The sequence below is a fragment of the Bradyrhizobium sp. Leaf396 genome (assembly GCF_001424605.1).
Lineage (GTDB): Bacteria > Pseudomonadota > Alphaproteobacteria > Rhizobiales > Xanthobacteraceae > Bradyrhizobium > Bradyrhizobium japonicum_C.
The window spans coordinates 94,030-107,168 of sequence record NZ_LMQJ01000045.1 but is presented as its reverse complement, the minus strand read 5'-3'; the positions used below and the strand labels follow the sequence as shown (position 1 = coordinate 107,168).

General features: G+C 63.3%; 13 protein-coding genes. 8 read left to right on the top strand and 5 right to left on the bottom strand.

Annotated features, from left to right (window positions below):
• Window positions 1–57 precede the first annotated feature (57 nt).
• Window positions 58–1,116: a YeiH family protein gene (locus ASG57_RS27980; protein WP_024339906.1), complete on the top strand. Its 1,059-nt coding sequence runs from the start codon at window positions 58–60 to the stop codon at window positions 1,114–1,116.
• A 144-nt stretch (window positions 1,117–1,260) separates the two neighbouring features.
• Here the strand turns inward: ASG57_RS27980 and ASG57_RS27975 are convergent, their stop codons facing one another.
• The 5 genes from ASG57_RS27975 to ASG57_RS27955 form a co-directional block, all read right to left on the bottom strand.
• Window positions 1,261–2,145 (bottom strand): ABC transporter ATP-binding protein, encoded by an 885-nt coding sequence (locus tag ASG57_RS27975; protein ID WP_155248484.1) that lies wholly within the window; start codon window positions 2,143–2,145, stop codon window positions 1,261–1,263.
• The gene (locus tag ASG57_RS27970) at window positions 2,130–3,038 is read right to left on the bottom strand and encodes an ABC transporter permease (RefSeq protein ID WP_024339908.1); all 909 of its coding nucleotides are present in this window, start codon (window positions 3,036–3,038) and stop codon (window positions 2,130–2,132) included. The genes ASG57_RS27975 and ASG57_RS27970 overlap by 16 nt, the downstream gene beginning before the upstream one ends.
• The gene (locus ASG57_RS27965) at window positions 3,035–4,456 is read right to left on the bottom strand and encodes an ABC transporter substrate-binding protein (RefSeq protein ID WP_024339909.1); all 1,422 of its coding nucleotides are present in this window, start codon (window positions 4,454–4,456) and stop codon (window positions 3,035–3,037) included. The genes ASG57_RS27970 and ASG57_RS27965 overlap by 4 nt, the downstream gene beginning before the upstream one ends.
• 181 nt (window positions 4,457–4,637) lie before the next feature.
• Complete coding sequence (locus ASG57_RS27960; RefSeq protein WP_024339910.1) at window positions 4,638–5,411, bottom strand: Crp/Fnr family transcriptional regulator; 774 nt, start codon at window positions 5,409–5,411, stop codon at window positions 4,638–4,640.
• A gap of 119 nt (window positions 5,412–5,530) precedes the next feature.
• A complete protein-coding gene (locus ASG57_RS27955) occupies window positions 5,531–5,839 on the bottom strand; it encodes a gamma-butyrobetaine hydroxylase-like domain-containing protein (RefSeq protein WP_028145910.1) in 309 nt (102 codons plus the stop codon).
• A gap of 195 nt (window positions 5,840–6,034) precedes the next feature.
• On the opposite strand from ASG57_RS27955, the gene ASG57_RS27950 reads away from it, so the two are divergent.
• The 7 genes from ASG57_RS27950 (at window position 6,035) to ASG57_RS27920 (ending at window position 13,137) form a co-directional block, all read left to right on the top strand.
• Window positions 6,035–6,808, top strand: a complete 774-nt coding sequence (locus tag ASG57_RS27950; RefSeq protein ID WP_024339912.1) for a ferredoxin--NADP reductase — start codon at window positions 6,035–6,037, stop codon at window positions 6,806–6,808.
• A gap of 102 nt (window positions 6,809–6,910) precedes the next feature.
• The gene (locus ASG57_RS27945; protein WP_024339913.1) at window positions 6,911–8,653 is read left to right on the top strand and encodes a fumarate reductase/succinate dehydrogenase flavoprotein subunit; all 1,743 of its coding nucleotides are present in this window, start codon (window positions 6,911–6,913) and stop codon (window positions 8,651–8,653) included.
• Window positions 8,654–8,685: 32 nt separating this feature from the next.
• Window positions 8,686–8,919 (top strand): 4Fe-4S dicluster domain-containing protein, encoded by a 234-nt coding sequence (locus ASG57_RS27940; protein ID WP_024339914.1) that lies wholly within the window; start codon window positions 8,686–8,688, stop codon window positions 8,917–8,919.
• A gap of 2 nt (window positions 8,920–8,921) precedes the next feature.
• Entirely contained in the window at window positions 8,922–9,899 is a 978-nt protein-coding gene (locus ASG57_RS27935) for a HEAT repeat domain-containing protein (protein WP_024339915.1), read from the top strand.
• Between the two features lie 108 nt (window positions 9,900–10,007).
• Entirely contained in the window at window positions 10,008–11,180 is a 1,173-nt protein-coding gene (locus ASG57_RS27930; protein WP_024339916.1) for a fumarylacetoacetate hydrolase family protein, read from the top strand.
• A 257-nt stretch (window positions 11,181–11,437) separates the two neighbouring features.
• Complete coding sequence (locus tag ASG57_RS27925; protein WP_024339917.1) at window positions 11,438–12,214, top strand: FadR/GntR family transcriptional regulator; 777 nt, start codon at window positions 11,438–11,440, stop codon at window positions 12,212–12,214.
• Window positions 12,211–13,137 carry a Gfo/Idh/MocA family protein gene (locus ASG57_RS27920; protein WP_024339918.1) on the top strand — a complete coding sequence of 309 codons (927 nt, stop codon included), beginning with the start codon at window positions 12,211–12,213 and terminating at the stop codon, window positions 13,135–13,137. Before ASG57_RS27925 ends, ASG57_RS27920 begins: the two co-directional genes overlap by 4 nt.
• The last annotated feature ends 2 nt before the right edge of the window (window positions 13,138–13,139 follow it).

Genomic DNA, 13,139 nt, shown 5'->3' with positions numbered 1-13,139 from the left:
ACTTATTTCCCAACGGAAGCGCGCTGCGTATAAATCCTTCTCCTCTGGGAGAGATTTGTGTCGCAGAATCAAGCATCCAGCCCGGCCGATACGAAGCCGGCATCCGCCGCGAGCCGCATTGCGGCGCTGATTCCCGGCATCCTTCTCTGCGTTTTGCTCGCCGGTGTCTCGGCCCTGCTGGAGCACGCCGAGTTGGGCATGTTCGAGCATCCCTATGTCGAGGCGCTGGTGATGGCGATCCTGCTCGGGATGGCGTTGCGCAGCTTCTGGAAGCCCGCGCCGCGCTGGCAAGCCGGCATCGCCTTCAGCGCCAAACAACTGCTCGAAGTCGCGGTGATGTTGCTGGGCGCCTCGATCAGCTTCGCGGCGATAGCGGCCTCAGGCATCGCGCTGCTGGCGTCGATCGCGGCCGTCGTCGTGATTACCCTCGGTGTCTCTTTCGGCCTCAGCCGTATGCTCGGGCTGTCGACACGTCTGTCGATCCTGATCGCCTGTGGCAACTCGATCTGCGGCAATTCGGCGATCGCCGCCGTCGCGCCGATCATCGGCGCCAACAACGACGAGATCGCATCTTCGATCTCCTTCACCGCCATCCTCGGCGTGATGATGGTGCTGGGCCTCCCGCTGTTAATTCCGCTGTTGCAGTTGTCTGCGACGCAATACGGCATCCTCGCAGGCCTCACCGTCTATGCCGTGCCCCAGGTGCTCGCGGCGACGGTGCCGGCCGGACTGGTCTCGACGCAGATTGGCACGCTGGTGAAGCTGATGCGAGTGTTGATGCTGGGGCCAGTCGTGGTGGGCTTTTCTCTGATTGCCTCGCGCTGGCAAACCGATGCCAAGAAGACCAATGTCGGCTTCTTCCGCCTTGTGCCGTGGTTCATCCTCGGCTTCCTCGCCCTCGCGACGCTGCGGTCGCTCGAGATGGTGCCGGCGACTGTGGTCGGCCCCGTGACCAAGATCACCGGCTTTCTCACGGTGGTCTCGATGGCCGCCTTGGGCTTGGGTGTGGACGTCCGCGTGCTGGCGAACGTCGGGGGCAGGGTGACCGCCGCCGTGACGCTGTCGCTGATGCTGCTGCTCGGCATCAGCATCGCACTGGTGCACTGGTTCAAGTGATCTTGCTGCGATCGCAGCACTTGCCCCGTCCGCTTTGCAGGCGAGGGTGGCTCGCCGCATAGCGGCGAGACGGATGAGGGTATCTCCCCGCGTGAGTCTGGTGCAGTCCCACGGAAGGGCAGTCAGCAAGCGTCGGCTGAACGCCTAGATCACGTCGGCCAGCGAATGGCCGTGGAGTTCGATGTTGAGTCCCTGCATGCCCAGGTCGTTGATCTCGCCGCCCATAGCCTTCAGGCTCTCCTCGCGGATCAGCGACATCAGCCCGCGGCGCAGGGCCAGGAATTCCGACGACATCATCATGGATTGCTGCCGCGGTCGCTCCAGCGGGATCGGGATTTCCGCCTTGATCGAGCCGGGCCGGGCGGTCATGCAGTAGACGCGGTCCGACAGGAAAATCGCCTCGTCGATGTCGTGGGTGACGAACAGCACCGAGATCTTCAGCCGTTGCCACATATTGGTGAGGATCTGCTGCATGATGACGCGCGTTTGCGCGTCGAGCGCGCCGAACGGCTCGTCGAGCAGCAGCACTTTCGGCCCCGTCGCGAGCGCGCGTACGATGCCGACGCGCTGCTTCATGCCGCCGGAGAGCCTTTCCGGATAATGTTTCTCGAACGCCTCGAGCCCGGCAAGCCCGAGCAGCGTGCGCGCGGCACGCTCGCGTTGCGAGCGGGGCATGCCGCGCATCTTGAGGCCGAACTCAACGTTCTCGCGCACGGTTTTCCAGGGGAACAGCGAATATTGCTGGAACACCATGCCGCGTTCGGCGCTCGGGCCGTTGACGCGTTCGCCATCGACGGTGACGATCCCTGTCGTCGGTTTGAGGAAGCCTGCGACGGCATTGAGCAGCGTCGACTTTCCGCAACCGGACGGGCCGACGATCGACACGAACTCGCCGGGCCGCACATGGATCTGGGTGTCGGTGACGGCCTGCACCGCTCCCTCGATGGTCTCGTAGGCGAGGGAGAAGTTCTTGACCTCGATGTGGCCCTTTGCCTTGGCCGCAAGGACTTCGCTCATGTCGATCTCCATGGCATCACCAATTGTCCCGCGCCGCGGATCAGCAGGCTCGATCCAAGGCCGAGCACCCCGATTGCGATCATGCCGAGCGCGATATCGGCATATTGAACCAGCGAATATGCTTCCCAGGTGAAATAGCCGATGCCGTACTGGCCCGAGATCATCTCGGCCGCGATCAGCGACACCCATGCGACGCCCATGCCGACAGTGAGGCCGGTGAAGATGTGCGGCAGCGAGGCCGGAAAGTACACTTCGCGGAAGATCGAGCGCTCGCGCGCGCCGAGACACTGCGCGGCACGCACCAGCACCGGATCGACCAGCGACATGCCGTGGAGCGTGTTGACCAGGATCGGAAAGAACGAGCCGAGGAACGTGATGTAGACGATGCTCTGCTCGTTGGTCGGCCACAGCATGATCGCCATCGGCACCCAGGCGATCGCCGGGATCGGCCGCAGCACCTCCGCCACCGGGAAGACCAGCTCGTGCACCAGCTTGAAGCGTCCCATGATCAGGCCGAGCGGCACCCCGACGATGGCGGCGAGCGAGAAGCCGATGAAGATGCGGCGGCAGCTGAGCAGCACATGCATCAGGAATTTGGGGTCGTGGATCGCCTTGGTGAAGCTCGCATAAACCGCGAGCGGCGAGGGCACATTGGTGAAGCGCACGAAGAATACGACGCGATAGGTCGTGAGCAGGTGCCAGACCAGGAGGAACGCGAGCAGCGAGATGACGCCGATCGCGGTCGCGCGCAACCGGCCCTGGTTCAGGCGGTACCAGCGTAGGACGAGCGTGCCGAAGGAGGGCGGTGCTGCGGCTGGCGAGACGGCGGGCACAGGGCCCGCCTCTGCAATGGACGTTGCCGGCATGCCGTCCTCGGGATGTCTGACGAGGGCGGGGCTGCTCACGTCTTGCCTCCGCCGACCGACGCTTTCACCGCATCGTCGAAGCCGAGCACCTTGCCGCTGATCTTCGCCGCGTAGGCCTCGGCATCCTTCTTCAGCAGGAATGGTGCGACTTCGCCGCTGCCCACGGCGAAGAAGGCCTGATCGGCGAACAGCTTGATCCCGCGGGTGGTATCGAACACGTAGGCCACGTTGATCTTCTTGCCCTTGGCCTTGTAGTCGGCATAGGCGCCGAGTGTGCAGGTGGCGGACGAGAAGGGCATGATGCCGGCGTCATCGACCCAGACTTCGCCGGCCTTGCGCGGATCGGCGATGGGCTTCTTGCAGAAGGCGTCTTCGCCCGAGATTTCATAGTTCTTCGTGCTCGCGAGCTGCGCGTCGTAGTCGAGCTTCATCTCGGCATAGGCCTTGCGGATGTAGCTGTCGTCGACCCACTTCTTCGGATCGAACTCCTTCATGCGGCCGAGATTCTGCAGAACCTTGACGTCGGTCGTCGCGGCATCGATCAACGCTGGCTTGACCGTGGGATCGGTGGTCATGTTGCCGCTGGGACCGAGGAAGATGTAGACGACTTCCTTATTGATGCCGGTCCATTCCTGAATCTTCTCGGCGGCGAGCTTGGGATTGTCGCGCAGCCACTGATTGGCGGCGATCAGCGCCTTGAAGTAGGCGACGACGACCTCAGGATACTTCTCGGCGAAATCGGTGCGGACGACGATGCCGTGGAAGGTCGGCAAGTTCGTCTCGACTCCGTCGAAGATCTTTCGCGCGAAGCCGCGGAACGGCAGCAGCTCGGCGAAGGGGACGAAGTCGGCATGCCCGTCGATCTTCTTCTCCTGGAGATTTGTGGATCCGACCTCGGGACTCTGGCTGACCAGCTGGAAGAAGTCAGCGGGATAGCCCCGGTCCTGCATCGCTTTGAGGACCATGCCATGCGCGGCGGAGCCGAAGGGGACGCTGACGAGCTTGCCTTTGAGATCGGCGAGATCGTAGTAGGGCGAGTCCTTGTGAACGACGAGACCGTTGCCGGAGCCGGAGAGGCTGTAGGCGGCGATGCCGACCAGCCGGCTCTTGCTCTCGGGGTTGCTCTCGAAGGTGAAGCCGTTCACGATCAGCGGATAGTCGCCCATCATGCCGATCTGCAGCTTGTTCGCCATCATCGCATTGGTGACGGGCGGGCCTGAGGTGAAATTCTGCCACTCCAGCTCGAACTTGATGTTGGCATACCTGCCATCTTTCGGCAGATATTTCTCGAGGAGACGCAACTGGCGGATGACGACGCCGGCGGTGACCGTGTTTGTCGTGGTGTCCTGCGTTCCGATGCCGAGTGTGATCGTTTCCGCCGACACCGGCTGTGTGACGATTAGCGCCAGCGACGTCACCGACATCGCGATCGAGAGCGTGGGAAGACGGCGGACCATTCTCATCCTCATTCGGTTGGATGTGCTGTGGTTGCCATGATTGGGTGAGGGCGCGGGCAGGGCAAATCCGGAGTGGCCGTTGCAGTCGATTAGTTGCCGGGAAACTCTGATTGCATACTCCTTGGGCAGTCCTGCACTATAAAGCCGCTTGCCTGTGCACCGGCCCTGGCTGCAAATTCGTCTAGTCAGCTGCGTGACCGCGCATCTCTTCCAGCACGTCGGTCCGGCAGATCACGATCTGCGACCGCTTGGTCAGCACGATTCCCTTCTCCTGCATGCGCTTCAGGCTGATCGTGACCCACTGCCGGGTGGCGCCGACCATGTGGGCAATATCGGCATGAGTAAAGGCTGCAGCGATCACGGTGCCGTCGGCATCCTCGACACCGTAGAGCTCGACGAGATGCAGCAGGAGGTGCGCAAGACGCTGCGTGATCGAGCGCGTTCCCAGCATTTGTGCCAGCGCAGAATAGCACTTGCCCTTGAAAGTGAGGCCTTCGATGAGGCCGATCGCGAGATTCGGGATCTCCGCGGCAAGGGACCTCAGCTCCTTTCCCGGTAGGTGCACAACGCTGCAATTGCTGGATGCCACGCCGGACCATTGATGCATGGTGCCTTCGAACACTTCGGGCCCGCCGACGAAATTGCCGGCGTGCCAGTAAGCCAGCGTGATCTCGCGCCCAAGCGGGGACGTGTAGAACACCCGGATGCGGCCGCTCTCGATCAGCCAGATGCCGTCATGCTTGCCGCCCTGGCTGAACAGAGTCTGGCCGCGATTGAGCACCTTGCGACGGCCCTGCTTCAGCACCAGCTCGCGCTCACGCGGAGAGAGCTTGTCCATGAGCGGCGGCGGGCCGCCGATCCATTGCTGGTTCTCGGTCAGCAGCAGCGACGAACTGCCGGTGGGCCGCACCGCTCCGGGAACGGTCCCGCGAACCGCATTCGCCGCCTGCAACATCGTCTGCCTCCGGAACGTTCAAATCGTTCTAAAGAGGAGCAATGTCCGTGCCAGATGGCCTGCCGACCCCCTGCGTCATTCTGAGCGCGCCGTTCGGTGCCCGGTGAGAACGATGCCGGTTATGCGGCAGTCCCGGCCAAGCTCAGCAAATACGGCTTCGGGTAAATGCCCCGGTTGTGCCCATCCGAGAACGAGATGTTCAGCCCGTAGCCGAGGTCGCCGATCTCGGTGATGGCAATGCCGGGAAATGCTTCAGGGAAGCGGCCATCGAAGCGTGCACGGGTGCAGTGGGCGCATTTGCAGGAGATGCGGAGTGTTTCGGCGCCGATGCTCAGCGCAACGTCCTGCGTGGTGCGGACGAGCAGCGAAGCGAGATCGGTGCTGGCTTCATAGCCGGCTACGGTCGGCGCGACCAATGTCGTTGTCATGACGGACCTCTGACTTCTCTCTAGGCGGTCGCGGCATGTACGAACAGCAACTAATTGCCGGCGGGCGTGATCGCGTGCCTTCTCTCCGATGAGCGCTCACGAAATGTGAAACTAATCGACCGGGAACTCCACTTCCGCGTTGCCGGACTCTCATCTCTCCGAAACCTTCTGCGCCATCGATGGCAAGGAGAGATCATGAGCGCATTTCAGAAGGAAACGGTTCTGTCTGTCAGACACTGGACCGGCTCCTTATTCAGCTTCACCGCGACGCGAGATCCCGGCTTCCGGTTCCAGAACGGTCAATTCGCCATGATCGGGCTCGAGATCGAGGGCAAGCCGTTGATGCGGGCTTACAGCATGGCCAGCGCCAACCATGAGGAGGCGCTCGAGTTCTTCTCGATCAAGGTGCAGAACGGCCCGCTGACCTCGCGCCTGCAGAAGATCAGGGAAGGCGACATCATCCTGGTCGGCCGCAAGGCGACCGGCACGTTGATCACCGGCAATCTCATTCCGGGAAAACGCCTGCTGCTGCTCTCGACCGGCACGGGGCTTGCGCCCTTCGCCAGCCTGATCAAGGACCCCGACGTCTACGAGAACTACGAGACCATCGTGCTTGCACATGGTTGCCGCCAGGTCTCCGAGCTCGCCTATGGCGAGCACGTCGTCGACGGCTTGCGCAACCACGAATTCTTCGGCCCCCTGATCCGCGACAAGCTGGTCTATTACCCGACCGTCACCCGCGAGCCGTTCCGGAACCGCGGCCGGATCACCGATCTGATCGCCTCGAATCAGGTTTTTGACGACATCGGGCAGTCCGGCCTCGATATTGAGGCCGACCGCATCATGCTTTGCGGCAGCCCCGCAATGCTCGAGGAACTCCACGCGATGTTCTCCGCACGCGGCTTCGTCGAGGGCAACCACAGCCAGCCCGGCCATTTCGTGATCGAGAAGGCTTTCGTCGAACGCTGAGGCGCAAATCGCGTTCCGGCGACAACTAATTGCTATCGCCGGGAAGCTCCCTGAACAAATCTGACGCAAAGGCGCCGGCTATCGGCGAACCAGGAGCAAGTGATGGCACTAGATGAGATCGTCGACGGACTTTCCGAGGTTTCCTGCGACGTGCTGGTCATCGGCGGCGGCACGGCCGGCCCGATGGCGGCGCTGAAGGCGAAGCTGAAGAACCCGAAGGCCAATGTCGTCCTGCTCGAAAAAGCCAACGTCAAGCGCTCCGGCGCGATCTCGATGGGGATGGACGGGCTGAACAACGCCGTCATTCCCGGCTATGCGACGCCGGAGCAGTACACCAAGGAAATCACCATCGCCAACGACGGTATCGTCGATCAGAAGGCGGTCTACAAATACGCGCAGAATTGCTACAAGATCATCGAGGAGCTCGATAGCTTCGGCATTCGCTTCCTGAAGAACGAGAACGGCGACTATGCCGTCAAAAAGGTGCACCACATCGGGACCTACGTGCTGCCGATGCCGAACGGCGAAACCGTGAAGAAGGCGTTGTATCGCCAGCTCCGCCGCGCCCGCATCCTGATCTCCAACCGCTACATGGCGACGCGGCTCCTGAAGTCTGCCGATGGCCGCATCGCAGGGGCGGTCAGTGTCAATACCCGCACTGCCGAGATGCTCGTCATCAAGGCCAAGGCCGTGATCCTCTGCATGGGCGCCGCCGGCCGCCTGGGCCTGCCGACCTCCGGCTACATGTTCGGCACCTATGAGAACGCGGCCAATTCCGGCGATGGCTACGCCATGGCCTATCATGCCGGCGCCGCGCTCGCGAATCTCGAATGCTTTCAGATCAATCCGCTGATCAAGGACTATAACGGTCCGGCCTGCGCCTATGTCGCCGGCCCGTTCGGCGCCTACACGGCGAACAACGAGGGATCGCGCTTCATCGAGTGCGACTATTGGTCCGGTCAGATGATGCTCGAGTTCTACAACGAGCTCCTGTCCGGCAAGGGCCCCGTGTTCCTCCAGCTCAAGCACCTCCACCCCGACACCATCTCCGAGATCGAATCCACGCTGCACAAGGTGGAGCGTCCGACGCGCGGGCTGTTCCAGCAGGGGCGCGGAGTCGATTACCGCAGCGAATCGATCGAGATGCACATCTCCGAGATCGGCTTCTGCTCCGGCCACAGCGCCTCGGGCGTGTTCGTCGACGATAATGCGCGCACCACCGTGCCGGGTTTATATGCCGCCGGCGACATGGCCAGCGTGCCGCACAACTACATGCTGGGCGCCTTCACCAACGGGGCGGTCGCCGGCGTCGATGCCATGGAGTTCGCCGATAGCCACGATTTCGCGGAGTTCGACGCGACCGATGTCGCGATGGAGCGCGACCGCGTGATGGCGCCGACCAGGCGCGAGGACGGCATTCCGCCCAATCAGATCGAGTACAAGACCCGGCGCCTCGTCAACGACTATCTGCAGCCGCCGAAGGTCACGCGCAAATACGAGCTCGGCATGCGGCGTCTGGCCGAAGCACGCGAGGACATGCAGGAGCGCATGATCGCGCGCAACGCGCACGAACTGCTCCGCGCCCTCGAAGTTCAGTCGATCATGGACTGCGCCGACATGGCCGCGCACGCCTCGCTTTACCGCGAGGAGAGCCGCTGGGGCCTCTATCACTGGCGCACGGATTTTCCGGAGAAGGACAACGAGAACTGGTTCTGCCACACGCTGCTGAGCAAGCGTGACGGCAAGATGACCAGCGAGAAACGTGCCGTCGAGCCTTATGTCGTCCCTATCGCGGACGACGAGAAAGACCTCTACGACAAGCAGCGCATCCGCGCCTCCGCCTGATCCGCCAGAACACAGAAACAGGAGACATCGAAATGCCTCTCGCGTCCTATCAGACATCTGTCCCGGTGGTCGTCGACGACGCGAAATGCATCGCCGACAAGGGCTGCACCGTGTGCGTCGATGTCTGTCCGCTCGACGTGCTGCGCATCAGCGACATGACCAAGAAGGCCTACATGGCCTATGACGAATGCTGGTACTGCATGCCCTGCGAAGCAGACTGCCCGACCGGCGCCGTTACCGTCAACATTCCCTATCTGTTGAGGTGATGATGTCGAGCCCGTTCGAATCCTATGACGATCTCGAAGACGCCGACGAGCGGCTGCAGGCCGCCGATCCCGCCGAGCGCCGCGTCGCCATCATCGCGCTCGGCCATTCCGGCGATCCTGCGGCCGTCGCGCATCTCGCCAACATGGTGTCTGACCCCGATGCCGGCGTGCGCCAGCAGGTCGCGATGGCGCTCGGCGAGTTCGATGGACCGGAGGCTGCGGCGGCGCTGGTGAAGTTGCTGGTCGATCCTGAGAGGATCGTCGCAGCGGCTGCGGCTGACAGCATGGCCGAGTTCAAGGATCCTGCCTGCGCCGAGATCATCCTGCCCCTGGTCAAGCACGCCCACGCCTTCGTTCGCATGGGCGCGCTGCGTGCTTTGAAGGAATTGCGCTGCAAGGACACATTGAAGCCGGCGCTGGAAGCACTCCAGGATTCCGATGCCGCCGTGCGCGTGCAGGCGATCGGCGTGATCGGGTTCCTCAAGCTCGAAGAATCGATCCCGGCGCTGACCGCGCTGATCAACGATCCCGATGCCCATGTCCGCCGCGCGGCGGTCAGCGCGTTGGCGTTCTCGCACATGAAGCCCGCGGCGGAGACGATCACGCGCGCGCTGAAGGACTCGGACTGGATGGTGCGCGAAATGGCCGCGGAGACGCTGGGCCTCAACGCCAACGGCTCGCTGGCCGCGGATCAACTCATCGGCTCGCTCGGCGACGAGTTCTGGCAGGTACGATTGAAGGCGATCCGCAGTCTCGGCAAGATGAAGGTCGAGCGTGCGGTGCGCCCGATCGGCAATTCCGTCAACCACGAACAGGCGAACCTGCGCAAGGAGGCGGCCGCCGCACTCGGCGAGATAGCCCATCCCGATGGGGAAGCGTTCCTGGCCGTCATTGCCGATGATCCGGATCCTGATGTGCGCAAGAATGCACGTTGGGCGCTGCAGCAGACCGCGGCCCGCAAGGCGCGGGCAGGGGCATAGCGGTTCTTCGCGGCTGGTCTGGACTTCCCCTGCCAGACGTTTATTTGTCTTCGCCAACGGGATCGACCGCCGAAAAATGGCCGATCTGAGAACAGCGAGGACGCGGCCATGACGACTTTGATGGTGAAAGACCTACTCCCCGAGGACGGAACGAAGGGGACGCTGGTTGGCCGCGTCTGGCTGCCGCAGGTCAACGGTCCCGCCGTCGTCGCCGTGCGCGGAGATGGCGTGTTCGACGTCACGGCGAAGTTTCCGACGGTCAGCGCGCTCTGCGAGGAAGACAATCCGGCCAAGGCGCTGGCGGCAGTCAAGGGCGAACGTATCGGCGATCTTGAAGCCATCGTTGCCAATACCCCTCCCGACGGCCGCGACTCCAGCAAGCCGTGGCTGCTCGCGCCAGTCGACCTCCAGACGCTGAAAGCCGCCGGCGTCACTTTCGCCATCTCGATGCTGGAGCGCGTCATCGAGGAGCGCGCCAAGGGCAACCCGGCGTCGGCCGAGGCGATCCGCAAAGAAGTCACCCGGCTGATCGGCGACGATCTCTCCAAGCTCAAGCCGGGGTCGGACCAGGCGATGCACCTGAAGCAGGTACTGATCGATCAGAACGCCTGGAGCCAATATCTCGAAGTCGGCATCGGCCCCGATGCCGAGGTCTTCACGAAGGCGCCGACCATGTCGTCGGTCGGCACCGGAATGGATGCCGGCCTGCATCCGAAATCGACTTGGAACAATCCTGAACCCGAGCTCGTTCTGTTCGTCTCGAGCCGGGGCAAGATCGTCGGCGGCGCGCTGGGCAATGACGTGAACCTGCGCGACTTCGAGGGCCGTTCGGCGCTGCTGCTGTCGAAGGCCAAGGACAACAACGCGTCCTGCTCGATCGGCCCGTTGCTGCGCCTGTTCGACGACAGCTTTTCACTCGACGATGCGCGCAAGCTGGACATCAGCCTGAATGTGAAGGGCACCGACGGCTTCGTCCTCGACGGCCACTCGTCGATCAGCAAGATCAGCCGCGATCCGACCGATCTCGTGGAGCAGACGATCGGAAAGGTGCACCAATATCCTGATGGCTTCGTGTTGTTCCTCGGCACGATGTTCGCGCCGGTGAAGGATCGCGATGCGCCGGGGCAGGGGTTCACCCATAAGCGCGACGACATCGTCACGATCTCGGCGCCCCAACTTGGCAAGCTCGTCAACCGCATGCGCACGAGCGACGAGTGTGAGCCCTGGACGTTCGGCATCGGCGCGCTGATGAAGAACCTGGCGCAGCGAAAGCTCATATAGCTCTTTGTGCTGGCCGTCCGAGGTCCGACGAGAGAGCGCGGCTTGGTTTTCACGCTCAAGTTGTTTTGGTGTACAATTCACGCAGAGGGTGTCGTCAGCCTGCGGCCCAGCCGGCATGCCAACGGTATAGTCAAATAATATGACTAGTAAGGCCGCAATTCCTATGGAATAGTGCGATCCGAGCGCCCGGAATGGGCGACCGTCGGTGCTTTGTTACCAAAATGGGCGCTGGCCAAGATTCGGGGAGAAGGCGCTTCATGACCTCGCGCATCGTCGTCATCCCGACGCGACGGGCTCACTCCAACCATGCCGAGGTGGCTCGCTCGATCGGCGTCGACATCATCGCCGGCCGCTACGCGGAGGGGACCCGCCTGCCCGGCGATGCCGAGATGATCGCGATGTTCGGTGTGTCGCGGCCGGTCCTGCGGGAGAGCGTGAAGACGCTGGTCGCCAAGGGGCTGCTCACCACCAAGGCGCGGGTTGGCACCGTCGTGCGCGAGCGCGGCGCCTGGAACATGTTCGATGCCGACGTGCTGGCCTGGCACCTCGACGCCGGCATCGACAAGCGCTTCCTCAACGACCTCGCGGAGATCCGCCTCGCCGTCGAGCCGCGCGCGGCCATGCTCGCGGCGGCGCGGCGGTCGGAGGACGATATGACCGAGCTCCGGCGCAGCATGGAGCGCATGCGGCGTGAAGCCTCCGATTCAGCGGGCTTTGCCGATGCCGATCTCGCACTTCATGTGGCCGTGGCCCGCGCCTCCGGCAATCTCTTCATGCGCTCGATCGGGCATGTCATTGAAGCCGCGCTTCGCGCCTCGTTTCTGCTCAGTGCCCCGGTCGAGCCGAAGGATCGCGACACCGTGCTGCTCTGGCATCAGAAGATCGTCGACGCCATTGCCGCGGGCGACGCGGACGCGGCCTCCGAAGCGATGGTTTTCGTCATTCACAACGGCATGCATCGCCACGACGGTGCCGCGACCGAGACGGTGCCGGCCGAGGTGCTGCCATCGGGGGAACCTGGAGGACGATCGTGACCGAGCTTCGCATCGCCATTGTCGGGTTCGGCAAGATCGCGCGCGATCAGCATGTCGACGCCATCGCCGCGGTTTCCGGCGCGACGCTGACCGCGGTCGCCAGCCGCAACGCTTCGCTGCCGGAATTGCCGCATTTCGCAACGATCGAGGAATTGCTGGAGCAGGGGCCGCCGATCGATGCGATCTCGCTCTGCACGCCGCCGCAGGTGCGGCGGACCCAGGCCGCAGCCGCACTCGCCGCCGGCAAGCATCTCATGTTGGAGAAACCCCCCGGGGCGACCCTTGTCGAACTCGATCCGCTGATCGCGATGGCGGCGGAGGCGAAGTGCACGCTGTTTGCGACTTGGCATTCGCGCCATGCCCCGGCTGTCGAGCCGGCGCGGCAATGGCTGAAGGCGCGCCGGATCAAATCCGTGCACATCAGCTGGAAGGAAGACGTGCGGGTCTGGCATCCCGGGCAGCGCTGGATCTGGGAACCCGGCGGCCTCGGCGTATTCGATCCCGGCATCAACGCCCTGTCGGTCCTGACCAGGATTCTGCCGAAGCCTGTGTTCGTCACCGCAGCCGAGCTGGCCTTTCCAGCCAATTGCCAGGCGCCGATCGCGGCGAACCTGACCCTGGCGGATATCAGTGGTCTGCCTGTGACCGCCGAGTTCGATTTCCGCCAGACCGGGCCGCAGAGCTGGGATATTGTCGTCGAAACCGATCAGGGCCGGATGACTCTGTCCAGCGGTGGCGCGCGCATGGCCGTTGACGGCGAGGTGCTCGCCGAAGCGCCGGACGAGGAATATCGCGGACTTTACCGGCGCTTCGTCGAACTCGCGGCGTCCGGCGCCAGTGACGTCGATCTGATCCCGCTGCGTCTCGTCGCCGACGCATTCATGCTGGGCAGGCGCACGATCGTCGAACCGTTTGTGGATTGAGC